This window comes from Erythrobacter sp. NAP1 (genome assembly GCF_000152865.1).
GTDB lineage: Bacteria > Pseudomonadota > Alphaproteobacteria > Sphingomonadales > Sphingomonadaceae > Erythrobacter.
Window position 1 is genome coordinate 297,963 of the sequence record NZ_CH672390.1, and the last position, 21,260, is coordinate 319,222.

Here is a 21,260-nt window from a genome sequence, read left to right on the forward strand (position 1 = left end):
ATCGGTCGGCAGAGGTCAGCGCAGCCATGCTGCGATCCGGTGCTTGTCCAGAACGCACCTTGGGGGCTAGTGCGGAGGTGATGACGAACACTAGAATCCTTGTCCTCGGGACCGGAGGTACAATTGCAGGTATCGCTGGCGACGCGATGCGGCACGACTATCAGCCCGGGCAGATCGGGATTGACGAATGGCTTGAGGATGCGGGGCGCTATACTCTCGATGTCGATTTTGTCGGTCGCCAGATCGCCAATGTCGGGTCTGAGAACATGGGGCCTCAGATATGGAAGGTTCTTCACGAAGTGATCTGCGAGGCGATGGAGGATGACGCGCTCGACGGGATCATCGTCACCCACGGAACCGATACCGCTGAGGAAACCGCCTTTCTGCTCGATCTGACGCTGCCATTGACGAAGCCAGTTGTACTGGTCGGAGCGATGCGACCTGCGGATGCGGTGGGCAGCGACGGGATGCGCAATTTCGTGAATGCCGTGCGCGTGGCGAGTGCCGAGAGCTCGAAAGGACGCGGCGTGCTGCTGGTCATGGGTGATCGTGTGCTGGCGGCACGCGATGCGCGAAAGGTGCGCACCCGCGGCACCGACGATGCGTTTCGCGGCTTCCCGCGCGGATCTGTTGCGATCGTGACGCCAAGCGCGCTCGAATGGTTCGGCAATCCTTGGAGGGACGATCCTAGCCCACGTTTCGCGTTTCCAAGCGAGTTTCCTGAAGTGCCGATCCTCTACGCCGCTGGAGGGATCAGGCCGAGCATGGCAGGGCGCCTGCTTGAAGACGCGCAAGGGGTGGTCGTCGCCGGAGTGGGTGAGGGCAACATGCCCGAAGCGGTGCGCGCCATGCTGGCAAAGCGTGCCGCTAATGGTCTTCTGGTCATCCGCGCGAGCCGGGTCGACGAAGGTCTGGTCGACCGCGAGCCAGAGGACGATGCGAACCGCTTCGTCGCCTCACGCGCGCTCAACCCGCAGAAGTCGCGGATACTGGCGATGGTTCTGCTGGCAAATGGCGTCACCGATCCTGCAAAAGTTCAGGCGGTGTTCGACCGGCCTTGATGTAGGCTCGCCGGGTCCCCGCGCATGGCGAGGACCGAGCGCACCATTAGCCCCAAGGCGTGACGAGATACTTCTCGCCGGTTTTCATCTGGCGATAGTCGAGGATCGCGTCCTTGGTCAGCATCCCTTCCAGATCGACCTTTGCCTTGTAGCTCGAGGCAAAGGTGGTCGTGAGGTTTTGCTGCACGCGAGTGCGCATCTTGACCACGGTTTCCATGCCCGCCTTGGCGAGGAAGGGCGTGAGCAGCCAACCCGAAACGGTCCATTGCAGGCCATAGGACGGCGTAAGGATGGTCGGGTTCTGGAGGTCCAGACGCCCGTACATGTACATCTTCTTGTCCTGGTTCGAACCGTAGCGCGAATATTCGTCCATCTGTGAAGCCGCGACCTGCTCCATGGCTTTAAGCACATGATCGGTGTTCTGCCCGCCGCCGATCGGATCGAAGCCGAGGAACGCGCCGGTCGCTTTGATCCCTTCGCGCAGCTGCTTCATGTAATCGTCGTCCGACGAGTTCACGACATATTCCGCGCCTTGCGATTTCAGCAGGTCGACATGCTCCTGACGGCGCACGATGTTGACGAGCTTCATGCCGTCTTCCTGGCAGATCTTGTTGAGCATCTGGCCAAGGTTCGACGCCGCCGCGAGGTGGATGATTGCGTCATGGCCTTCCATCTTGGCGGTCTCGACAAAGCCGAGCGCGGTCATCGGGTTGACGAAGCTCGATGCGCCGACTTCCGACGAATGCTCGCCCAGCGGCAGGCACATCATTGCATCGGCGATGGCGTACTGGCTGAAAGCGTTCCCCGGAACGCAGGCGACGCGCTGGCCCATGAGAGCTTTCGCCATGTCGCTGTCGCCCGTTGCCACGACCGTACCGGCGCCTTCGTTACCAGCGGGAAGGCGCTGGCCGTGACGGCCACGCTGGCCCGACAGAAAGGGCTCGGGCATGTCGGCGACGACCTTGCCTTCGGAATACTCGGCGTTCTCGAAGTCGGCGGCGCTGGTGAGGATCGCTAGGTCCGACGGGTTGATCGGCGCGGCTTCCATCTTGACCAGCACCTGGTTGCCCGTGGGCTCGGGAAAGCTCTCCTCGCTCACCTCAAGGGTCAGTTTGCCGTCGGCGGTGAGTGTCGTGAAAAGCTGTTTTCCGGTGGTGGTCATGGGGATTTCCTCTCTCAATCTGGATATGTTGCTTCGACGAAGTAGAGACCTTGCGGCGGCGCGTTAAGTCCTAATTTGCTACGGTCTTTCGCGGCGAGCGCTTCTGCGACCTGTTCCTCGCGCCAAGAGCCTGCGCCAACCAGCTTGAGGCATCCGACCATCGAGCGCACTTGGTGATGCAGGAAACTGCGAGCGGCAGCGTGAATGTGTATCTCGTCGCCAACGCGTTCGACATTGAGCTGGTCGAGCGTCTTGACCGGATCCTTTGCCTGACAGTGGACCGAACGAAAGGTGGTGAAGTCATGACGCCCCACCAGCGCCTGCGCGGCGCGGTGCATGGCCTCGTGGTCAAGATCGTGCGCGACTTGCCATGCGCGGTTCTTCGCGAGTGTCAGCGGCGCGCGGCGGTTGGCGATCTTGTAGACGTAGCGCCGACCCACACACGAAAAACGCGCATGCCAGTCCTCGTCCACCACCTCGCAAGCGAGGATTGCGATTGGATCGGGGCGGAGATGTGCGTTGAGCGCCTCGGACAGGCGAAACGGGTCGATATCCTTCTCGAGATCGACATGGCTGCGCATGCCGAGCGCGTGGACGCCCGTGTCGGTGCGCCCTGCGCTGTGCAAGGTCGCGTCTTCACCCGTAATCCGGTGCAGCGCCTCTTCGATTGATTGCTGCACGCTTGGCCCATGCTTCTGGCGCTGAAGGCCCTGAAACGGAGTGCCGTCGAATTCGATGGTGAGCGCGAAGCGGGTCAAGAAAGCACCGTGCCTTGTGCGACGGGGCGCCCGCGCAAGAAATCGTCCCGGTCCATCGCCGGTTTGCCGGCGCGCTGAAGTCGGTCGGGGCGAATGGCATCCGAGCCGCAAGCCACGCCGAATTGTTCGTCAATCACCGTGCCGGGATGCGCACTGCCTGCAGTCAGGCTTGCCTGAAGCAGCTTTACCCGTTCGCCTTCAAGCTCAAACCATGCACCGGGGAAGGGGGCGAGGCCGTGAACATGGCGAACGATCTCGCTCGCTGGTCGAGACCAGTCGATGCGCGCCTCGGCCTTGTCGATCTTGGGAGCGTATGTCGCGAGGCTGTCATCCTGCGGCTGTGCTTCATAGTGAGAGAAGTTGGCCAACACCTCGACCATCGCGCCCGCACCCAGTTCCGCCAGCTCGGCGGTAAGCTCGCCGGTCGTTTTGTCATTCACCGGAGTGCGCACGATGTGCAGCATCGGCCCTGTATCGAGGCCCACTTCCATCTGCATGATAGTCACGCCCGTCTCATCGTCGCCCGCCATGATGGCACGGTGGATCGGCGCAGCGCCGCGCCAGCGCGGCAGGATCGAGGCATGGATGTTTAGGCAACCGTGCACCGGCGCATCGAGGATCGCCTGCGGCAGAATCAGACCGTAGGCAGCCACCACCGCAACGTCCGCTCCGAGCGCGGCGAACGCCTCTTTCTCCTCGGCAGGCTTGAGTGATTTGGGCGTGCGCACTTGAATGCCCAATTCGTCAGCCTTCGCGTGAACAGGCGAGGGGCGCAGCTTCTTGCCACGGCCCGAACGGCTCGGCGGCTGCGAATAAACGCAGGCGATCTCGTGCCCCGCCGCATGCAGCGAGCACAGCGCCGGTACGGCAAAGTCAGGCGTTCCCATAAAGATAATGCGCATAAGCCTCGCTCTCGCGCTTTGTGATTAACGCGCCAGCCCCTATCTCTCCCCCCATGGCATCGCAAGAGATCGAGGCGCTTTCCTCCGCGCTCGCCCGGTTGCCGGGTCTTGGCCCTCGCTCAGCGAGGCGCGCGGTGTTGTGGCTGGTCAAAAACCGCGAGCAAGCACTGCCGGCCTTGCTTGAGGCGCTCGATGCCGTCTCGGAAACGCTGGTTGAATGCCAGATTTGCGGCAATGTCGACACCAGCGATCCTTGCGGGATCTGCGCCGATCCACGCCGCGATCCCAAGAGTTTGTGCGTCGTAGAGGACGTCGCTGATGTCTGGGCTCTCGACCGAGCGCGCCTCTTTCAGGGTCGCTATCACGTTCTAGGCGGCAAACTCTCCGCACTCGACGGCATCGGTCCAGATGACCTAAATATCGCGAGCCTGATGGAACGCGCTGCAAACGGCGAAGTCGAGGAGGTCGTCCTCGCCATGAACGCAACGCTCGAAGGCCAGACCACTGCGCACTACCTCGCAGAGCGTCTAGATGAACATAAGTTACGGATAACACAGCTAGCTCATGGCTTGCCAGTCGGGGGAGAACTCGACTATCTGGACGAGGGGACACTTGCTCAAGCATTGAGGGCAAGACGGCCGGTGGGGTAGTAATGGTGCGGCGAATTCTTGCTAAATTTCTCGGCGGCGGCGCCGATTCTGAAACTGCGACATGGAGCGCGAAGTGTCCGAAATGCGGGCATGAGCAAGACCTCAGCGATAGGGGTGGTATTCGCTATGCCTCGCGCGGTCGCAAGCGAATCCTGCGAAACTGCGGCTCTTGTGGTAAACGCACGATGTTAACGGTCAGCCGATCACGCTGATCGAAGTGTTGCGCTTGCAGCATGGCGACCCCGCGACTATTTTAGCGCCATGGCTATTCGTGAAATCCTGGAAGTGCCGGACCCCCGGCTCAAAGTCGTGTCCGAACCTGTCCGTGAGGACGAGTTCAATGACGAGCTCAAGCAGCTCGCCGAGGACATGTTCGAAACGATGTATGACGCACCCGGCATTGGCCTTGCGGCGATCCAGGTCGGCGTGCCCAAGCGCCTGCTTGTCATCGACCTGCAGCCCGATGACCCCGATGCGGAGCCCGTCGAATGCGAGCATGATGGCCACAAGCACACGCACCCGGCGACCAAGAAGGAACCGCGGGTTTTCGTAAACCCGGTGATCCTCGATCCGGCGGACGAGCTTTCGACGTACAACGAAGGCTGCCTTTCGGTACCTGAGATCTACGCCGATGTGGATCGTCCGGCGACCTGCACGGTCAAATATCAGGATCTTGATGGCAACCATCACGAGGAACAGCTCGAAGGGCTGCTCGCGACCTGCCTCCAGCACGAGATGGATCACCTCGAAGGCATCCTGTTTATCGACCACCTCTCGCGCCTCAAGCGCAACATGGCGCTCAAGAAGCTGAAGAAGCTGCGTCAGGCGGCTTAGTTGTTCAACGCGCCCGCATTTGCGGGCGCGTCCTCGCTCGACGCGCAGCAAAGCGACGCCCGCTATGGGCGGGCGGTCGCAGATGCGGTCTGGTTTATGCGTGAGCTTTCATTTCTTCCAATGCGGCCTTCACGTCGCGGATGACTTCCTCGCACATGCGGCTGCAGCGCTTGCAGTGCGCATCGTCATGCATCGAGCAATGTTCGAGACACTGTTCGCACGCCACGATCGTCGCCATCGCCATGGCCTTGATCGCTGTCACGTTGCCGCCGGTGCGGCGTGATCCGATGCGATAGAACGCGGTGCAGGCGTCGGAAGCGTCCATGCAGCGGCGAATGCATTCAAGCCGCTCGCTCACGTTGGCCTCGGCCAGACATGCATCAGCGCATGAATTGATGATCGCCGCGCCATACATGGCGTGCTTCACCGCATTGCCTAGCGTATCGGTGTAGTCGTCCCCGACGTGGGGGTGTTCGCGGATCATTTCCTTGATCGACATCGTATTTTCTCCTTCGCAGAGATAGCGCACGAGAGTGGGGATAGGTTCCGAATTGCCTGCAAAAGCCGCTTGGCGGCGATTCGTGTTCCATGTATGTTCCCGCGATGGAAATTGATCCGATTCTCCTGATAGTCGCTTTGGTCGCCGTCTTCGGTGCGCTCGCGCTCGGTTGGTTGCTGGGGGCAAAATCGGGCGCACGGCCCATGGCCGATCTCGAAATTCGCCTCGCCACGCGTGAGGAAGAATTCAAGCGCGCGACCGCCGAATTAGGCGAAGCGCAGATAGCGCTGTCGGGCGCAAAGGAAGAGCTTTCAGCGGCGCGGGTGCGGGCGGGCGAAGCTGACAAGCTTTCCGCGACTTTGGAAGACATGCGCGAAGAAAACGCGCAATTCCGGGCCGAACGCGCCAGCTTTGAGGAGCAGAAACGCTTGCTCGAGGAATCGCGTGAGAAGCTGCTGAAAGAGTTTGAAAACACGGGCGCCAAGGTGCTTGAAGCTGCGCGCGAGCGATTTTCGAGCGAGGCGACGAAGCGGCTGGGCGAGGCAGAAGCCCAGAACAAGGAAGCTGTTGCCAGCCTGCTCAAACCTGTCAGCGAACGTCTGCAGAAGTATGAAGATCAGGTAGGCAAGCTCGAAAGCCAGCGCGCCGATGCGTTTTCGCGACTGCACCAGCAGATCGAGGGACTGCGCCTGTCACAGGACGAGGTGCGCAAGGAAGCGCAGCGGCTGGGCAATTCGCTCACCAATGCACCCAAGGCGCGCGGGCGCTGGGGGGAGCGCGCTTTGCAGAACGTACTGGAACAGTGCGGACTGGCCGAGCACACCGACTTCCATCTCGAACAGTCGCTTGAAACCGACGAAGGACGCCAGCGACCCGACGCGATCGTGAACGTTCCGGGACAGAAAAAGCTGGTGATCGACGCCAAGGTCTCGCTCAACGCGTATCAGGCCGCGTTCGAGGCCGACGATGAAGATGAGCGCAAGCGTCACCTCGACCTTCACGCCAAGTCGATGCGCGGCCACGTCCAGACGCTCGGCAGCAAGGGTTATCAGAGCCAGTTCGAGGACGCGCCCGATTACGTCGTGATGTTCGTTCCTGGTGAGCATTTCGTTGCCGCCGCGCTCGAACACGACCCCGAGCTTTGGGACTTTGCCTTTCACAACAAGGTGCTGCTCGCGACGCCTACCAACCTCGTTGCCATTGCGCGAACGGTCGCGCAGGTCTGGCGGCAGGACAAGATGGCTGAGGAAGCCGCCGATATCGGACGCGCCGGAGCGGAGCTTTACGACCGCCTCGCCGTTGCAGCCGAACACATGAAGCGCGTCGGAGGCGGGCTCGAAACGGCGGTCAACAATTACAACAAGTTCGTCGGCAGTTTCGAACGAAATGTCCTGTCGTCCGGACGGCGTCTGGCCGAAAAAGGCATCGAGATCGGCAAACGCGAGATCGAAGACGTGCCGCTGGTCGAATCCACCCCGCGCTACAACAACGACGATGTCGCCAAGATCGAAGATGCGAGCGACGAAAAGCGCGACGCTGCCGAATAATCAGCCGTCGAGGCTCGCCAAGACCTCGTAAGCCAGCACCGCGCCCGCGACCGCGGCATTGAGCGAGTCAGCTCGTCCTTTCATTGGCATGGTGACGCGCAGGTCGCACTCGGCTTCGTAGGCCTCGGGAAGCCCTTGTGATTCGTTGCCGACCAGGATGAAGCACGGGGCTTGATATGCAGCGCCGCGATACGGCACCGCATCGCGCAACGAGGCTGCGACAAGCTGACCTGGGCCGCCCCTCAGCCACGGCACGAATTCGTCCCATCGCGCCTGCGCCATTCCTTGCGTGAACACAGCGCCCATGCTCGCGCGCACGGCTTCTGCGCTGAAGGGATCGGCGCAATCATCGATCAGGATCAACCCGCCTGCTCCCACCGCGTCGCCTGTGCGTAGCATGGTGCCAAGGTTGCCCGGGTCGCGCAGGTCCTGCGCCACCAGCCAAATATTGGCTGAGCCCCGATCGAGCCGCGCGAGCGACGTGTCGAGCTCATCGAACACCCCCACAACACTCTGGCTGTTCGACTTGCCAGTGATCTTGGAAAGAATGTCAGGCGTGGTCGTGATGACCTCTCCGCCAGCGGCCCCGACCTCGCCTTCGAGCCGGTCGACTAGGTCGTGTCGATCGCGATTTTCGGCCATCACCAGCTGGCGCGGCACGTGGCCTGACACGCGGGCATCCTCAAGCAAGCGCAAGCCTTCGACAAGGAATTGCCCTGCGCGCTTGCGGTGCTTCTTGTCGCGCAGCGAACGCAGATACTTGACTGTCGGGTTCGAGAAACCGGTAATGTGCTTGCGCATTGTGCGCGCCTCGTTTCTGCTGGCTCAGTCTTCGCCGAAGCCGTCTTCGACCAGCGCGACGAGCTGCGCGAGGACATCTTCCGAACCGTCGCCAGCAACGATCACTTCGACCTCGTCACCCTTTGCAGCGCCGAGCATCATCAGGCCCAGGATCGACCCACCGGCGGCTTCGTTGCCGCCTTTGGCAACGCGCACCTGGCCCGGATCGGGGAGGGCAGAGACGGCCCCCACGAACTTCGCACTCGCCCGCGCATGCAGGCCGCGTTTGTTGACGATAGTGACGGTCTTGCGAACTTCGCTCATCGCAGGGCTATTTTCCTCCGCCTGCTGCCCGCTTGGGCGTATCTGCACCCAGCAGCTCGCTCGCCACGGTGATGTAGTTGCGCCCCGCTGTCTGCGCGGCCTCGACCGCCTCGACCACATCCATTGACTTGCGCGCGCCTGCGAGACGGATGAGCATCGGCAGATTGATCCCCGCGATCACCTCGATCCGCCCGGCATCGAGCAGAGAGATGGCGAGATTGGAAGGAGTTCCGCCGAACAGGTCGGTGAGGATCACCACACCTTCCCCGGCATCGACCTTTTCGATCGCCTCGGCGATGTCGGCGCGGCGTTGCTCCATGTCGTCATTGGGGCCGATGCAAACGGTTTCGACAGCCTTTTGGGGGCCAACGACATGTTCCATCGCTTCGACAAATTGGTCGGCCAGGCGGCCGTGGGTAACCAGGATCAAACCGATCATACGTATTTCAGTCCGTTAGTATCCTTGCGGTTTATCGCGATTTCGCAACATTGATCCGCTAACCCAATTACCACCATGCGAGGCAATCGTGAGTGTTCGCGTCAGCGCGGCTCACCTTCGATGGCATCTGCCGCCCGCGACTTCAGATTGCGGTGGCGGACAGTGGGCGAAAACCCCGCCTTACGCAAGCCTTCTGCCATCGCTTCTGCGGTGAAGACTGAGCGGTGTCTCCCTCCGGTACATCCGAACGCGACATGGACGTAGGCTTTGCCTTGCGCCGAATAGCGCGGGAGCAGGGTGAGGAGCAGTGCCTTGATCTGTTCAAATGCCTCGGAGAATGCCGGATCGGACTGGATATGATTGCCGACGGGCGCATCAAGACCGGTTAGTTCACGCAGACCGTCGACCCAGTGTGGATTGTCGAGAAAGCGCATGTCGAAGACGAGGTCGGCGAGCGGAGGCATGCCGCGTGCAAAACCGAAGCTTGAGATGGTCAGGCTCGGCTCGCTGGGCAGTTCATCATCGAACAATTCGCGCACGTGGCCCTGAAGATCGTTCGAGGACAATTCAGTTGTATCGACAACCACTTCTGCCCAGCGCCTAAGCGGTTCGAGCAGCTCGCGTTCGGCAGCGATAGCTTCCTTGACGGTGCGATCCTGCGCCATCGGATGGCGGCGGCGGGTCTCGTTGAAGCGGCGCTCGATCTCGTCATCGGCACAATCGAGAAAGACGAAGGTCAGCGCAATGTCGCCCCTGTCGGCCAGCGCTTTGACGAGCTCGATGATCTCGGAAGGGACGAACCCACGCGTGCGCGAATCGAAGCCGATGGCGAGAGGCGAACGGCCCGCATCGGGTGTGTCGCCGGGATCTCCGGTGAGGCGGTCGAGCATACGGATCGGAAAGTTGTCGATCGTCTCCCAACCCAGGTCCTCAAGGACATCGAGGGCAGTGGATTTCCCGGCGCCTGAAAGCCCGGTAACGAGCAAGAGGCGCTGTTGCATCGGTGCAGGAATGGCCGAGCCGGTGGTCATGAACTTCTCAATGCGTTGTCGCGCATCGGAATGGAAGGGCGAGCTGGTTTCATTTCGCTAATCCATGCGTCTTCAGGGCCCATCGCGCGCGCTGCGCAGGCGCGATGGCGCCGGGTTCAAACGGCAGGCAAGGGATGTCGTATCCCATGATCGTTCGCGTCGGAATTCTTTGCGGTAGCCGCTCACCATGAGCACCCAGCGCAAGAATCAGCGCAACCGGCGTGCCTTTCGCGACCGGCATCTCGACAAGGCCGACACCGCGCACTTCTAGCAGCCCTTCGATATTGGGAGGTGGGCTAGCGATAAGGTTTTCGCCTGCGGGGGTAAGCGTTACGCCGTCATCGCCGATCAGCTGCGCGCCCCGATCGATCAGCGCGAGGGCGAGCGATGATTTGCCGCTTCCGGGTTCGCCTTCGATCAGCAGTGCGCGCCCGTCTATCGCGACCGCGCTAGCCTGCATGACCATGCTCTCGCCCATCAGGTCGCCGCTGGCAGTCGGAGCCGAAGGCATGCGCCTGGCTTCCCGTCTGGCCGCGCCTCTGCACACAAAGATCCATCATGCGCTTCGGCTATGGTGCGCGCGATGGCGAGGCCGAGCCCGGAGTGGTTGCCGAAGGCCTCCTCGTCGGGTCGGACCGAATGGAAGCGCTGGAACACCTTCTCGCGCGATTCCTCTGGTATGCCCGGGCCTGAATCGCAAACAGTCAGGGTGACGCAGTTTCCATCGTTGTCGATTGCCACTTCGATCGGCGCGTCGGGCGGTGAGAAGGAGACGGCGTTGTCGAGCAGGTTTTCGACAACGCGTTCGAGCCTCGCGCCGACCCCTTCGACATTGGCTGCAAATCCTCTTGTATCGAGTTCGATGCGGTGGTCGTCATTCTCGGCGCGAAACTCGCGGCTGCCAATGATTGCGCGCACCAGCTGCGCAAAGTCGATGCGTTCGCGCGTGGCACGCGACATTTCAGCGTCGATCCGGCTTGCATCGGAGATCTCGGTGACGAGCCGATCAATGCGGCGCACGTCATGCGTCACGATCTGCTCAAGTTCGCGGCGCGTGTCGGCATCCGTCACCTTGGGCAGCGATTCGACCGCACTGCGCAGGCTGGCGAGCGGGTTCTTGATCTCGTGCGCGACGTCCGCCGCAAAACTGTCAACCGCGTCAATGCGCTGGCGAAGGGCCAGCGTCATGTCAGAGACCGACCGCGCAAGCTGGCCGATTTCATCGCTGCGTTCTGGCAGGCGAGGGACTTCCACATCGCGTTCGCGGCCCTGTCGCACCTTTTGCGCAGCACTCGCCAGGAGTTGAAGCGGGGAAACGATGGTGCGCGCGAGATAAAGTGAAAGGAGCGCCGATGCGCCAAGTATCACCAGCACCGCGATCATCAGCGCCGAGCGCGCCGAGCGCACGCTTTCGGTGATGTCCACCGGGTTGCGCACGGTCAGCAAGGTCGCGCCTTGCAAACCAACGGGTGCGGCTGCGGTGATGACAGGCGTTCCGTCGACCCAGTCGTAAAGGCGGATTTGGCTGAGGCCGTCCTCGCGTGCCTGAACGAGTTCCGGCCACGCATCGGCGGTTTGTGCTTCGGGCTCGACATAGTCGGTGACGGCTTCGGCGCTGACGATCGTGTCGACCGTGCGGTCGAGCCAGCGCGCGAATTGCTGTTCCCAGTTGTCGTCGGTGATGTCGTTCAATTCGAAGGCAGGTTCAGCCAGCGCAAAACTGTCTGCGGTCAGCGCGCCTTCGGCATCGAACAGGCGCATGCGCATCCCCTGCTCCCGGCCAATTTGGACCAGCAGCGCTTCCTGTCGCTCACGCGTTGCACCGGCAAGCGCCTCGGCGGTGATCTGCGCCTCGATCCGCGCGAGCTTGAAACGCTCGTTGATCAACTGCGTACGGTAGGTGTCGAGATAGAACAGCCCGCCCGAAAGCAGCGCGAGCGGGAGGATGTTCACCGCGAGTATTCGTGCCGTGAGCGAGAGGCGCCCGGCAAGGTCAGGCCGCTCGGGCGGTCGCCCTATTGCGGGCTGGACTTCCGCGTTTCCCTCTCCTGCAAGTTCACCCATGGCTCTTAGCCGTCATTGAAGCTGTAGCCTGCGCCATAAAGCGTATCGATTGCCGCGAATTCGGGGTCGACCACGCGGAATTTGCGACGCATGCGCTTGATGTGGCTGTCGACGGTGCGGTCATCAACGAAGACATCGTCGGGATAGGCTGCGTCCATCAACTGGTTGCGGCTCTTGATGACGCCGGGGCGCGCGGCAAGCGCTTCAAGGATGAGGAACTCGGTGACTGTGAGGCTCACCGGCTTGTCGTTCCAAGTTACGTGATGGCGGGCAGGGTCCATGAACAGCCGCCCGCGGTCGATGCTCGGGTGGACGGGATCGGGAGCGCTCGTTTCGTGGCCAAGCGCGCGATCGGGCTCTGCCCGGCGCAGGATCGCTCGGATGCGCGCGGTCAAAAGGCGCAAGCTGAAAGGTTTGGCGATGTAGTCATCAGCGCCCAGTTCGAGGCCTGCTTCTTCGTCGGCCTCGTCGTCCTTACTGGTGAGGAAAATTACGGGGATAGGTTGGTGCGCCCTGACGCGGCGCAAAAGCTCCATCCCGTCCATCTTGGGCATCTTGATGTCGAACACCGCGAGGTCGGGCGGGTTATCAATCAGTGCACGAAGAGCGGTTTCGCCGTCGGAATAGAGCCGAGTGACGAACCCCTCGGCCTGCAAGGCGATCGAGACCGTGGTCAGGATGTTGCGGTCGTCATCCACCAAAGCGATCTCGATAGCCTCGCGCCGCGTCTCGCCGTTCGCCGACGCGCCGCCTGCGACCTCTGAACTTTGCATGTCGCTGATTTCGCCTGCCATGATCGCTTGCGTGCCTCCTCGCGTGATGGTCAGCGGTAGCGCCTTACGGCAGCCGAAACAATCGGCTTGGATGGAAGCCACAAACGGCGCACGGCGTGCATGATATAAGTCGGCCCGACACTTTTTGATCGAAATGTCAGGCCTGCTGGACAGGGTCATTGAAAGGCATGCGCGAGGCCGATGATGCCCTGCGCAACTGCCGAGAATATTGTGCAATGCAGCGATTTTACGCCGGTTTGACGGGGGCGAAAAGCACGGATATGCCGCCCTTGGGATCGCGGACATTCCCCCGTTCGAATCGCTTCATCAGGCTTGATCGCGAGGCGCTTCGCAACGGTTGGCGGACCCACACGAAAATTCGGACACGAACACCATCGTACCAGGAGAAGATACGTTGATCCCCCTCGCCCAGCCGCTTAGCTCCCAGGGCATCGAAACCGGAGCCGAAATCCACTCAAATCTTGGCACGTCTGCGCTTGTCGAAGCGTCGATCGCTGCTGGCGAAGGCAAGCTTTCCAAGCACGGCGCGCTCGTCGTTCAGACCGGCGCAAAAACCGGCCGCAGCGCGAACGACAAGTTCATCGTTCGCGACGAAACGACCGAGGACACCGTGTGGTGGGGCAAGGTCAACAAGAGCATGACGCCGGAGCATTTCGCCAACCTCAAGGCCGACTTCATGGAAGCGGTCGGGGGCAAGGAAACGCTCTACGTCGCCGACCTGTTTGGTGGTTCGCAGCCAGAGCACCGCGTCAACGTGCGCGTCATCAATGAGCTTGCATGGCACAACCTGTTCATCCGCACGCTGCTGGTGCGCCCGACTGCCGAAGAACTCGGGGATTTCGCTCCCGAATACACGATTATCGACCTGCCGACCTTCAAGGCCGATCCAGAGCGCCACGGAACCAACAGCGAGACCGTGATCGCGGTCAACCTGACCGAAAAGCTGATCCTGATCGGCGGCACGCGTTATGCGGGCGAGATGAAGAAGAGCGTCTTTGGCATCCTCAACTACCTGCTCCCGACAAAGGGCGTGATGCCGATGCACTGCTCGGCCAATATCAGCGCCGATGGCAAGACGGCTGTGTTCTTCGGCCTGTCGGGCACGGGCAAGACAACGCTTTCCGCAGACGCCTCGCGCACCCTTATCGGCGATGACGAGCACGGCTGGTCGGACACGGCGGTCTTCAACTTCGAAGGCGGCTGCTACGCCAAGATGATCCGGCTGTCCGAAGAGGCTGAGCCCGAAATCTACGCAACGACGCGCCGTTTCGGCACTGTTCTTGAGAACGTCGTGATGGACGACGAAACGCGCGAGCTCGATTTCGACGACAACACGCTCGCCGAAAACACGCGCGGCGCTTACCCGATCGACTACATCCCGAACACGAGCAAGGATAACCTCGGCCCGGTGCCGAGCAACGTCGTGATGCTCACCGCCGATGCGTTCGGCGTGCTGCCTCCGATTGCGCGGCTCACGCCCGATCAGGCGATGTACCACTTCCTGTCCGGCTACACAGCCAAGGTTGCAGGCACGGAAATCGGCGTGACCGAGCCCGAAGCGACCTTCTCGACCTGTTTCGGCGCGCCATTCATGCCGCGCCACCCGAGCGTTTATGGCAACCTCCTGAAAGAGCGCATCGCCAAGGGCGGCGTGCAGTGCTGGCTGCTCAACACTGGCTGGACCGGTGGCAAGTACGGCGTCGGCAACCGCATGCCGATCAAGGCAACCCGTGCGCTGCTCAACGCTGCGCTCGACGGTGACCTTGATAATGTCGAATTCCGCGAAGATCCGAATTTCGGTTTCGACGTTCCGGTCCATGTGCCGGTGCTGGCCGAGGCTGGTATCGACCAGACGATCCTCGACCCGCGCAGCACCTGGGCGGACAAGGGAGATTACGACGCGACCGCGCAGAAGCTGGTTCAGTTGTTCATCGACAATTTCGCCGAGTTCGAAGCGCATGTCGACGAAGGCGTGCGCCAGGCTGCACCCGCGTCGCCCATCGCTGCCTGACACACTGACATTTCAGTTGGAGAGGAGGTCCCGCCCGGCCGATTGGCTGGAGCGGGGCTTTTTCTTTGAATTGCCCAGTCTTTGCTCCACACTCCTCCGCGACTCGAAACAATGGGGAGAATTGCAATGAGCCTGCTCGACGGAATCCTAAAGAATATCGGCGGCGCGCCTGACGATGTCGCCAACCTCGCTAGCAAGGTGGGGATCGATCCGGCGATGGCGGAAAAGGCGATCGCGGTGCTTGGCCAGACGCACCAGATGCAGGGCGATACGGTCGAACTCGCATCGGCGAAGACCGGATTGGACACCGGCGTCCTCAGTCAGATCGTCCAGCATATCGGCGGCGAAGGATCGCTGACCCAGTTCGCCCAGGCGATTCAGGACGATCCTTCTTCGCTGATGGGCCTGCTCGATCGTGACGGCGATGGCAGCGCGATGGACGATATCAGCGACATCGCTTCAGGGCTTTTTGGCCGCAAGTAAGCGCACAGCGCCTGACAGGAGAGAGACAGATGAGCCTTGCCGCAATGCTCCAGCAGACCGGAGCGATTTCTTCGATGGCGCGCGAATTGGGCGTCGATGAAACGACCGCCAAGACCGCGGCGGGGGCGCTGCTTCCTGCGATTGTCGCCGGGATGGGCCGAAGCGCGACCGGTGGCACCACCACGCCTGACCCGATGGGCGGGCTGGGCGGACTTGCAGGCGCGATCCTCGGCGGGGGAAGCGGTTCGGCTGCTGGCGGACTTGGCGGGATGCTGGGAGGCGGGCTGCTCGATGCGGTTCTCGGCTCAAGTCCCACGCCCACGGCGCCTGGCAACGACATTCTGGGCAACATCTTTGGCAGCAAGGACGTCAGCCGTTCAGTCGCGGGCGAGGTTTCGGCGATGACTGGGCTAGACGAAGGGCTTCTCAAGAAGATGCTGCCGATCCTGGCGATGGCCGTTGCTGGATACATGGCGAAACAGGCCACCGGCCAAGCGCCAAGCGGCGCCGGAGGCGGATCGAGCAATCCGCTCGGCGGTATTCTCGGCTCGATCGTCGGCGGAATGATGAAGCGCTAGGATCGAGCCGGAGGCACGTTAAGCGTCGCCGACTCGGGTCCAGAAGATCAGCCTTCTTCCGAGCCGTCCACCTCGCTTACCCGGATACGCACTACGCTGCCATCCGATGCATTAGCGAGCTCATCGAGCATTGCCTGCGCTGCGGCAGCGCGTGTCCGTCCGTGTGGGTCGGCAGCGACCGGGCGCAGGAAAATCTCGGCGATGCGCGGCTTGCCTTCATTGGCGAGCATGACCGCCACTTCCATCGACAGGTTCTTGTCAAAAGGGGCCAGCTGCGAGGCACGCTCAAGCGCAAATCGCGCGTCTTCCGGGGCAGGCAAACCGCGCGCGGCAAAGCTGCGGTAATAGTAGATCAGCGGCTGCGTGTGATCGGCCTCAATTGCGTTGAGCGACTGGAACGGGCCCATCGCCCGGTCAAAGGCTTCGGCGGAATCGTCGGCGCTCTTCGCCTTGCGGAACAGCGCGTAGCCTTGCTGGACATAGGCGTTTGGGATGCCCGGATCGGCGACGATTGCGCGATTGGCTGCCTCGATCGCTGCATCGTCGAAGCCTGCGTCATATTCCGCTTCGGCAAGAGCTGCGAGGACGTGCGCATCGCCGGGAAAACGTTCAGCCACCCGGCGCGCGTCTTCGACCAGCGCGGCGGCTTCCTCTTCGTTTACGCCGCTTTTTGAGCGCATGATGACCTGCATCATCGCGGCATGGCCCTCGGAGAGTTCCGAGGTCTTGATCGAACCAATCCGGATGCGGTTTGAGGCAAAGCGCATGCCCGCCATCGAACGCTCGCGCCCATAAGCGCGAAGCTCGCTTTCGAGTGCGTCGAGGTCGCCGAACACGGCCTGCGCCGCTTCCATGCTGTCCGCGCCCTGTGCGACGTACTGCCAGTATTGCGCGAGCTGGCCGGCACGCTCCGGATTGAAGCGCAGGTAGTGAAACAGGAGCCAGCTGCGACCGTAATAGGCGTCATAGCGATTGCCCCGATTGTCGCGGTAGAGTTCGTAATCGAGCAGTTCGGGAACCGAGACGGGCGCAGCCTGGCTGATCTCCCATGCGCGGCTGTTGTTGGGAAGGCCGATGTCGATCGAGCCATCATCGTTGAAGCGCGCGGAGGAGAAGTATTCCGCCGCCCCCTCGCTGAGCCAGCGCGGCATGGCGTGACGGGCCGACGAAATCAGGAAGTGGTGCGCATATTCGTGGAGAAGAATCCGGACCGAGCGGTTCAGCGGAGCGATGCCCCCGGCGCTGCGTTGATAGCGCGTGCCAATCCGCCCGCGACCGCTGTCGGGCTGGCGGAAACGGATATTGGGAGCAAAAGCGACCGACCCATTCGCGCGCGGAATATAGAAGCCCGCAACCGATGAGCGCCCTTTCGCGCCGTAGATGTCCTGAAGGTCGTCGATACTCCCAACGAGAAAGATGGTCAGCCGGTTCGACGGGCTGGGCACGGCCACTTGTCGCCCGCTCTCGAGCTCCATGGCGACATGATACCGCTCGAGCATCTCGGCGAAGTCTGCAAGGTCGCTTTCTTCGCTGTTGGAGTAGATGACGAAACGATCGCTTTCGGCCTTGTGCCATTTGGCCGCTGCGGGTTGGCTGGCAAAGACCATGACGATCGCTGCCAAGAGCAGCGCAAGAAAACGCGTCAGCATATCAGAATTCAGCCCCTCTTACGCGCCGTACAAATCGGCGGCGCTTGGGCAGACTATATAAAAAGTCGAGGCTCTGGCTAGGGCCGATGTCGCACAATTCACCTGCGAAGTGATTGATTATGCACGGCCCGACGAGCAAAGACGGGCCTAGTCTTGCGCGGCTGGGTTTTCTTTCTGCTGCAGGTCGTCGAGATAGGTCCAGATCCGGCTGACCACCACGGAGCCTTCGCCGACCGCACTGGCAACGCGTTTGACCGATCCCGATCGCACATCTCCCACAGCAAAGATTCCGTCCGTGCCAGTTTCGAACGGGGTCTCGCGCCCGACCTCTGCGCCGGTTCGGACAAAGCCGTTCTCGTCCGTTTCAACGAGGCCGGAGAGCCAATCAGTGTTGGGCGCTGCGCCGATCATGATGAACAGCGCGCGCGTGTCGATGGTGCGATCGCTGCCATCGCTTGTGAAGGTGACGGCCTTGAGCCAGTCTTCGCCATGAAGCGCGGTGACTTCGGTGTTGTAGTGGATTTTGATCCGGTCATCCTTTTCGAGCCTGCTCGAAAGATAGCTCGACATGGATGAGGCAAGGCTGTCGGAACGCACCACGAGATGGGTGCAACGGGCGGTGCGCGACAGGTACATCGCGGCCTGCCCCGCCGAATTGCCGCCGCCGATCACGACCGCTTCGGTGTTAGAACAAAAACGCGCTTCCATCTCGGTCGCCGAATAGAATACGCCCGCACCTTCGAGCCGTTCGAGGTTGTCGAGGGGGAGGCGTCGGTACTGGACCCCGGTGCTGACCAGAACCGCCTTGGCGCAGACTTCATCGTCATCGTCGAGCTTTGCGCAGAACGAGCCGTCCTCGCGCTTGGTCAGGCCAACCACGCGGCGCGGCATGACGAAGCGGGTGCCGAACTTCAGTGCCTGGATCTGCCCTCGATAGGTGAGATCGGTTCCGCTGATGCCGGTGGGAAAGCCCATATAGTTCTCGATCCGGCTCGACGTCCCGGCCTGACCGCCCACTGCCATATCCTCGATCACCAGCGCATCGAGCCCCTCGGACCCGGCATAGACCGCCGCTGCAACACCCGCTGGGCCGCCGCCGACGATCAGCAGGTCGAACTCGCGCTGTGAACAGATGTCGAGATCAAGATTGAGGAATTGTGCGACCTTGCGCGGGGTTGGATCCTCAAGCTTCTGGTCGGTGCCAAGGATCACGCCGGGTTCGTGACCCAGAATATCGCAGGCTTCGAGCGTCTCGCTATCGCCCGAATCCATGTCGTAGCTCGAAAAGGGAATGCGGTTGCGCGACAGAAACCGTTCGACTTCCTGCACCGCGCCATCGCGGTCGGCTCCGATCACCTTTACCGAGCCGTTGGACATCTCGAACTGCGCCCTGCGCCTTGCGGCAAAGACCGTGATGATATGGTCGGAGAGTTCCGGGATGCGCTCCATCAGCTTAAGCATATCGGTGCGTGGCGCTTCGATCACGCGGGTGTCTTTCGCCGCGCGCATCTTGAGGTAGTTGGTCCCGCGATTGAGAAAGCCGATTTCGCCCATGAACTGAGTTGGGCCAAGCGAGGCCTCTAGCAGGCGTTCATTGGTGTAGGGGTCGACGACTTCGATCTCGCCTTCCAGCACATAGACGAAGGTGTCCATCGGATCGCCGATATCGGCCACCGTTTCGCCCTCCGCATAGCTGCGCTCACCGCCGATCTTGCAGATTTCCTCGACATGAGAATCCGCCAGCGGCACGCGGCGCATCGTCTCAAGATCAGGTCCGAGCTGCTCCACCTCATCTACCTCCTGGTGCGGTCCGCATGGACCCGTTGGATGCCCTAGGCGCGGGCATCCCTGATATAGCGGTCGACGGTCTTGCCGACCACGTCGAGCGGCGCATTGCCGCCGAGAATGACTGCCGTGTTGAACGCACGGAAATCGTAGGCATCGCCAAGTTCGGCCTGAGCCCGGCTGCGCTGTCGCACGATCTCGGAGTGCCCGATCTTGTACGAGCACGCCTGACCCGGCCAGCTGCAATAGCGATCGACCTCGCTCGCGACTTCCTCTTCCTTCGATCCGTTGCGCTCGACGAAGAACTGGCGAGCTTGCTGGCGTGTCCAGCGCTTGTTGTGGAGGCCTGTATCTACGACAAGGCGGCAGGCACGGAAGGCGAGGCTTTGCAGGTATCCGAGCCGCCCGACCTTGAAGTCATCGTAAGCGCCGAGCTCGTCGGCCATCTGCTCGCCATAAAGCGCCCAACCTTCGCTGAATGCGCCGAATGCGAGGATAGAGCGGATGAGCGGCAGACGGTTCGAGTACTCGCCCTCCCACACATGGCCGGGGATCGCCTCGTGAAAGGTGAGGTCGGGCAGGTCGTATTTGCGGTGCAGGTCGGTGGTTCGAAGGTTGATCCAGAAGCGGCCCGGTATCTGCCCGTCCTTGCTGCCAGCCCCGCCATAAGCGCCCGGCGCGCCCGCTTCCTCGGCGACCGGGATGCGGCGCACTTCCATGTTGGGATCGACCAGCTGGGTGAAGGCACGCGGCATCTGCGCCTTGATCCAGGCGATGCGCTCATCGATGAATTCAAAGATCTCCTCGCGGCCCTTATCGCCTTCGGAGAATTGGTAGCGCGGGTCTTCGGAAAGGCCCTGCATCCGTTCGCCCACGGTGCCTTGCGTGTAGCCGAGCTCGCGCAGGATCGGGTCCATCCGGCCATGCAATTCGGCGAGTTCCTCAAGCCCTTGCTCATGAATCTCGTCTGGCGTCAGCGAGGTGGTGGTCGATGCGCTGGTCGACCAGCTGTACCATTCCTCGCCCTCTGGCTGAGCCCACATTCCGGCGTTAGAGCCCGCGGCGGCGCGCTGGATTTTTAGCTCGGCAAGCTGGCGCTGGAGTGCGGGAACCACCTTGTCGCGCGCAATCGCCTCGGCCTGCTGAATGGCGGCACTGGCGGGGGCGAGGTCCGATGTGCGCAGCGGTTCGACATACGCGCCGCCTGCGTCCCCCGCTGATGCGATATTGGCTTCCATCTGGGCGATGGTCTTGTCGAGCAGGAAGTCAGGCGGGACGAGGCCCATTCCGCGCGCTTCCTGAATGCGATCAAGCTCGCCATCGAGGACCGCGCTGACTTCGTTCAGTCGGCCAAGGTAATATTCGACATCCTGCGCATCGCGCAGCGGCTGGGTCGCGCCAAAGAAGCGCGGGAAGTCGATGTAGCCGCCGACATTCTGGATCACGAGGTAGGGCGCGTTGCGCCAGCTTCCGACCGCGACATCGCCATAGGGCAGGTTCATGCCCTCGATAGCCTTGGAAAAGGCGCTTTCGACAACCTCGAAGCCGACCTGCTGATCTGCAGTCAAACCTTCCTTGGGATAGCTACGCGCATCGGCAAGCAATTCGGTGAGGGTGGCCTTGTAAGCCTCGCGCCCTGCGCCTCCGCTCGCGCCAAGCGTGCCGCGCCAGTCTGCAAACTCGCCCGTATCAACGCCAAGGCCCGTCGCGCGCCCCGGCTCGTGCTGCAACATCGCATAAGCGATGCGGTCGAGCATCTCGTCGGGGCCGTATGTGGTCGGCGCGGCAGTTACAGGTTGGTATGCGGCCCCCGCACAACCAGGAAGCAGCGCAAGCGCAGAAACGCCGCCAAGCCCGGTGAGAGCTTGGCGGCGTGTGAAGTTCGTTGGAATGTCGTTCATGCGCTCAT

At 61.9% G+C, this 21,260-nt stretch carries 21 protein-coding genes; 7 read left to right on the forward strand and 14 right to left on the reverse strand.

The annotated features are described in order from the left end of the window. The first annotated feature begins 80 nt into the window (after positions 1-80). Entirely contained in the window at positions 81-1,061 is a 981-nt protein-coding gene (locus NAP1_RS01290; protein WP_007163398.1) for an asparaginase, read from the forward strand. A 46-nt stretch (positions 1,062-1,107) separates the two neighbouring features. On the opposite strand, the gene NAP1_RS01295 is transcribed toward NAP1_RS01290, so the two are convergent. From NAP1_RS01295 to fmt, 3 genes are read right to left on the reverse strand one after another with little or no spacing between them, the layout of a single operon-like run. Continuing rightward, positions 1,108-2,223, reverse strand: a complete 1,116-nt coding sequence (locus tag NAP1_RS01295) for a zinc-binding dehydrogenase (protein ID WP_007163399.1) — start codon at positions 2,221-2,223, stop codon at positions 1,108-1,110. A gap of 14 nt (positions 2,224-2,237) precedes the next feature. Next, on the reverse strand, positions 2,238-2,981 hold the full coding sequence (gene truA, locus NAP1_RS01300; RefSeq protein WP_007163400.1) for a tRNA pseudouridine(38-40) synthase TruA: 744 nt from the start codon (positions 2,979-2,981) through the stop codon (positions 2,238-2,240). Then, a complete protein-coding gene (gene fmt / locus NAP1_RS01305; protein ID WP_007163401.1) occupies positions 2,978-3,883 on the reverse strand; it encodes a methionyl-tRNA formyltransferase in 906 nt (301 codons plus the stop codon). Before fmt ends, truA begins: the two co-directional genes overlap by 4 nt. A gap of 53 nt (positions 3,884-3,936) precedes the next feature. Here fmt and recR point away from each other — a divergent pair, with 53 nt between their 5' ends. Beyond that, positions 3,937-4,533, forward strand: a complete 597-nt coding sequence (gene recR, locus NAP1_RS01310) for a recombination mediator RecR (protein WP_007163402.1) — start codon at positions 3,937-3,939, stop codon at positions 4,531-4,533. Positions 4,534-4,794: 261 nt separating this feature from the next. Further along, entirely contained in the window at positions 4,795-5,367 is a 573-nt protein-coding gene (locus NAP1_RS01315) for a peptide deformylase (protein WP_007163403.1), read from the forward strand. Positions 5,368-5,461: 94 nt separating this feature from the next. Here the strand turns inward: NAP1_RS01315 and NAP1_RS01320 are convergent, their stop codons facing one another. Then, positions 5,462-5,866 carry a ferredoxin gene (locus tag NAP1_RS01320; RefSeq protein ID WP_040464609.1) on the reverse strand — a complete coding sequence of 135 codons (405 nt, stop codon included), beginning with the start codon at positions 5,864-5,866 and terminating at the stop codon, positions 5,462-5,464. A gap of 104 nt (positions 5,867-5,970) precedes the next feature. On the opposite strand from NAP1_RS01320, the gene rmuC reads away from it, so the two are divergent. Continuing rightward, a complete protein-coding gene (gene rmuC, locus NAP1_RS01325) occupies positions 5,971-7,413 on the forward strand; it encodes a DNA recombination protein RmuC (RefSeq protein ID WP_040464610.1) in 1,443 nt (480 codons plus the stop codon). Here the strand turns inward: rmuC and NAP1_RS01330 are convergent, their stop codons facing one another. The 7 genes from NAP1_RS01330 to NAP1_RS01360 all read right to left on the reverse strand — a co-directional run bounded on the left by NAP1_RS01330 (position 7,414) and on the right by NAP1_RS01360 (position 12,845). Beyond that, positions 7,414-8,214 carry an RNA methyltransferase gene (locus tag NAP1_RS01330; RefSeq protein ID WP_007163406.1) on the reverse strand — a complete coding sequence of 267 codons (801 nt, stop codon included), beginning with the start codon at positions 8,212-8,214 and terminating at the stop codon, positions 7,414-7,416. Between the two features lie 24 nt (positions 8,215-8,238). Beyond that, a complete protein-coding gene (locus NAP1_RS01335) occupies positions 8,239-8,517 on the reverse strand; it encodes an HPr family phosphocarrier protein (protein ID WP_007163407.1) in 279 nt (92 codons plus the stop codon). 7 nt (positions 8,518-8,524) lie between these two features. Then, positions 8,525-8,956: a PTS sugar transporter subunit IIA gene (locus NAP1_RS01340; protein ID WP_007163408.1), complete on the reverse strand. Its 432-nt coding sequence runs from the start codon at positions 8,954-8,956 to the stop codon at positions 8,525-8,527. A gap of 101 nt (positions 8,957-9,057) precedes the next feature. After that, positions 9,058-9,987: an RNase adapter RapZ gene (rapZ, locus tag NAP1_RS01345; RefSeq protein WP_007163409.1), complete on the reverse strand. Its 930-nt coding sequence runs from the start codon at positions 9,985-9,987 to the stop codon at positions 9,058-9,060. Between the two features lie 49 nt (positions 9,988-10,036). Beyond that, a complete protein-coding gene (locus NAP1_RS01350) occupies positions 10,037-10,498 on the reverse strand; it encodes an HPr kinase/phosphorylase (RefSeq protein WP_007163410.1) in 462 nt (153 codons plus the stop codon). After that, entirely contained in the window at positions 10,465-12,051 is a 1,587-nt protein-coding gene (locus NAP1_RS01355; protein WP_007163411.1) for a stimulus-sensing domain-containing protein, read from the reverse strand. The genes NAP1_RS01350 and NAP1_RS01355 overlap by 34 nt, the downstream gene beginning before the upstream one ends. 5 nt (positions 12,052-12,056) lie before the next feature. After that, positions 12,057-12,845, reverse strand: a complete 789-nt coding sequence (locus NAP1_RS01360; protein WP_241761158.1) for a response regulator transcription factor — start codon at positions 12,843-12,845, stop codon at positions 12,057-12,059. A gap of 394 nt (positions 12,846-13,239) precedes the next feature. On the opposite strand from NAP1_RS01360, the gene NAP1_RS01365 reads away from it, so the two are divergent. The 3 genes from NAP1_RS01365 (at position 13,240) to NAP1_RS01375 (ending at position 15,917) form a co-directional block, all read left to right on the forward strand. Beyond that, positions 13,240-14,856, forward strand: a complete 1,617-nt coding sequence (locus NAP1_RS01365) for a phosphoenolpyruvate carboxykinase (RefSeq protein ID WP_040464614.1) — start codon at positions 13,240-13,242, stop codon at positions 14,854-14,856. A 126-nt stretch (positions 14,857-14,982) separates the two neighbouring features. After that, positions 14,983-15,339, forward strand: a complete 357-nt coding sequence (locus tag NAP1_RS01370; protein ID WP_007163414.1) for a hypothetical protein — start codon at positions 14,983-14,985, stop codon at positions 15,337-15,339. Positions 15,340-15,368: 29 nt separating this feature from the next. After that, positions 15,369-15,917, forward strand: coding sequence for a DUF937 domain-containing protein (locus NAP1_RS01375; protein ID WP_007163415.1), 549 nt, complete (start codon positions 15,369-15,371; stop codon positions 15,915-15,917). 47 nt (positions 15,918-15,964) lie between these two features. On the opposite strand, the gene NAP1_RS01380 is transcribed toward NAP1_RS01375, so the two are convergent. From NAP1_RS01380 to NAP1_RS01390, 3 genes are all read right to left on the reverse strand, one after another. Then, a complete protein-coding gene (locus tag NAP1_RS01380; RefSeq protein WP_007163416.1) occupies positions 15,965-17,566 on the reverse strand; it encodes a hypothetical protein in 1,602 nt (533 codons plus the stop codon). A 147-nt stretch (positions 17,567-17,713) separates the two neighbouring features. Beyond that, positions 17,714-19,354, reverse strand: a complete 1,641-nt coding sequence (locus tag NAP1_RS01385) for an FAD-dependent oxidoreductase (protein WP_007163417.1) — start codon at positions 19,352-19,354, stop codon at positions 17,714-17,716. A 44-nt stretch (positions 19,355-19,398) separates the two neighbouring features. Further along, a complete protein-coding gene (locus tag NAP1_RS01390) occupies positions 19,399-21,252 on the reverse strand; it encodes a DUF885 family protein (RefSeq protein WP_040464615.1) in 1,854 nt (617 codons plus the stop codon). Positions 21,253-21,260: the final 8 nt, after the last annotated feature.

Coding starts and splice junctions, on each gene's coding strand:
- NAP1_RS01330 (WP_007163406.1), bottom strand. CDS start 8,214: ATGCGCAAGCACATTACCGGTTTCTCGAACCCGACAGTCAAGTATCTG.
- NAP1_RS01290 (WP_007163398.1), top strand. CDS start 81: ATGACGAACACTAGAATCCTTGTCCTCGGGACCGGAGGTACAATTGCA.
- NAP1_RS01340 (WP_007163408.1), bottom strand. CDS start 8,956: ATGATCGGTTTGATCCTGGTTACCCACGGCCGCCTGGCCGACCAATTT.
- NAP1_RS01350 (WP_007163410.1), bottom strand. CDS start 10,498: ATGCCTTCGGCTCCGACTGCCAGCGGCGACCTGATGGGCGAGAGCATG.
- NAP1_RS01335 (WP_007163407.1), bottom strand. CDS start 8,517: ATGAGCGAAGTTCGCAAGACCGTCACTATCGTCAACAAACGCGGCCTG.
- NAP1_RS01390 (WP_040464615.1), bottom strand. CDS start 21,252: ATGAACGACATTCCAACGAACTTCACACGCCGCCAAGCTCTCACCGGG.
- rapZ (WP_007163409.1), bottom strand. CDS start 9,987: ATGACCACCGGCTCGGCCATTCCTGCACCGATGCAACAGCGCCTCTTG.
- NAP1_RS01370 (WP_007163414.1), top strand. CDS start 14,983: ATGAGCCTGCTCGACGGAATCCTAAAGAATATCGGCGGCGCGCCTGAC.
- NAP1_RS01295 (WP_007163399.1), bottom strand. CDS start 2,223: ATGACCACCACCGGAAAACAGCTTTTCACGACACTCACCGCCGACGGC.
- NAP1_RS01355 (WP_007163411.1), bottom strand. CDS start 12,051: ATGGGTGAACTTGCAGGAGAGGGAAACGCGGAAGTCCAGCCCGCAATA.
- NAP1_RS01360 (WP_241761158.1), bottom strand. CDS start 12,845: ATGGCAGGCGAAATCAGCGACATGCAAAGTTCAGAGGTCGCAGGCGGC.
- NAP1_RS01380 (WP_007163416.1), bottom strand. CDS start 17,566: ATGCTGACGCGTTTTCTTGCGCTGCTCTTGGCAGCGATCGTCATGGTC.
- recR (WP_007163402.1), top strand. CDS start 3,937: ATGGCATCGCAAGAGATCGAGGCGCTTTCCTCCGCGCTCGCCCGGTTG.
- NAP1_RS01320 (WP_040464609.1), bottom strand. CDS start 5,866: ATGTCGATCAAGGAAATGATCCGCGAACACCCCCACGTCGGGGACGAC.
- NAP1_RS01315 (WP_007163403.1), top strand. CDS start 4,795: ATGGCTATTCGTGAAATCCTGGAAGTGCCGGACCCCCGGCTCAAAGTC.
- NAP1_RS01375 (WP_007163415.1), top strand. CDS start 15,369: ATGAGCCTTGCCGCAATGCTCCAGCAGACCGGAGCGATTTCTTCGATG.
- rmuC (WP_040464610.1), top strand. CDS start 5,971: ATGGAAATTGATCCGATTCTCCTGATAGTCGCTTTGGTCGCCGTCTTC.
- fmt (WP_007163401.1), bottom strand. CDS start 3,883: ATGCGCATTATCTTTATGGGAACGCCTGACTTTGCCGTACCGGCGCTG.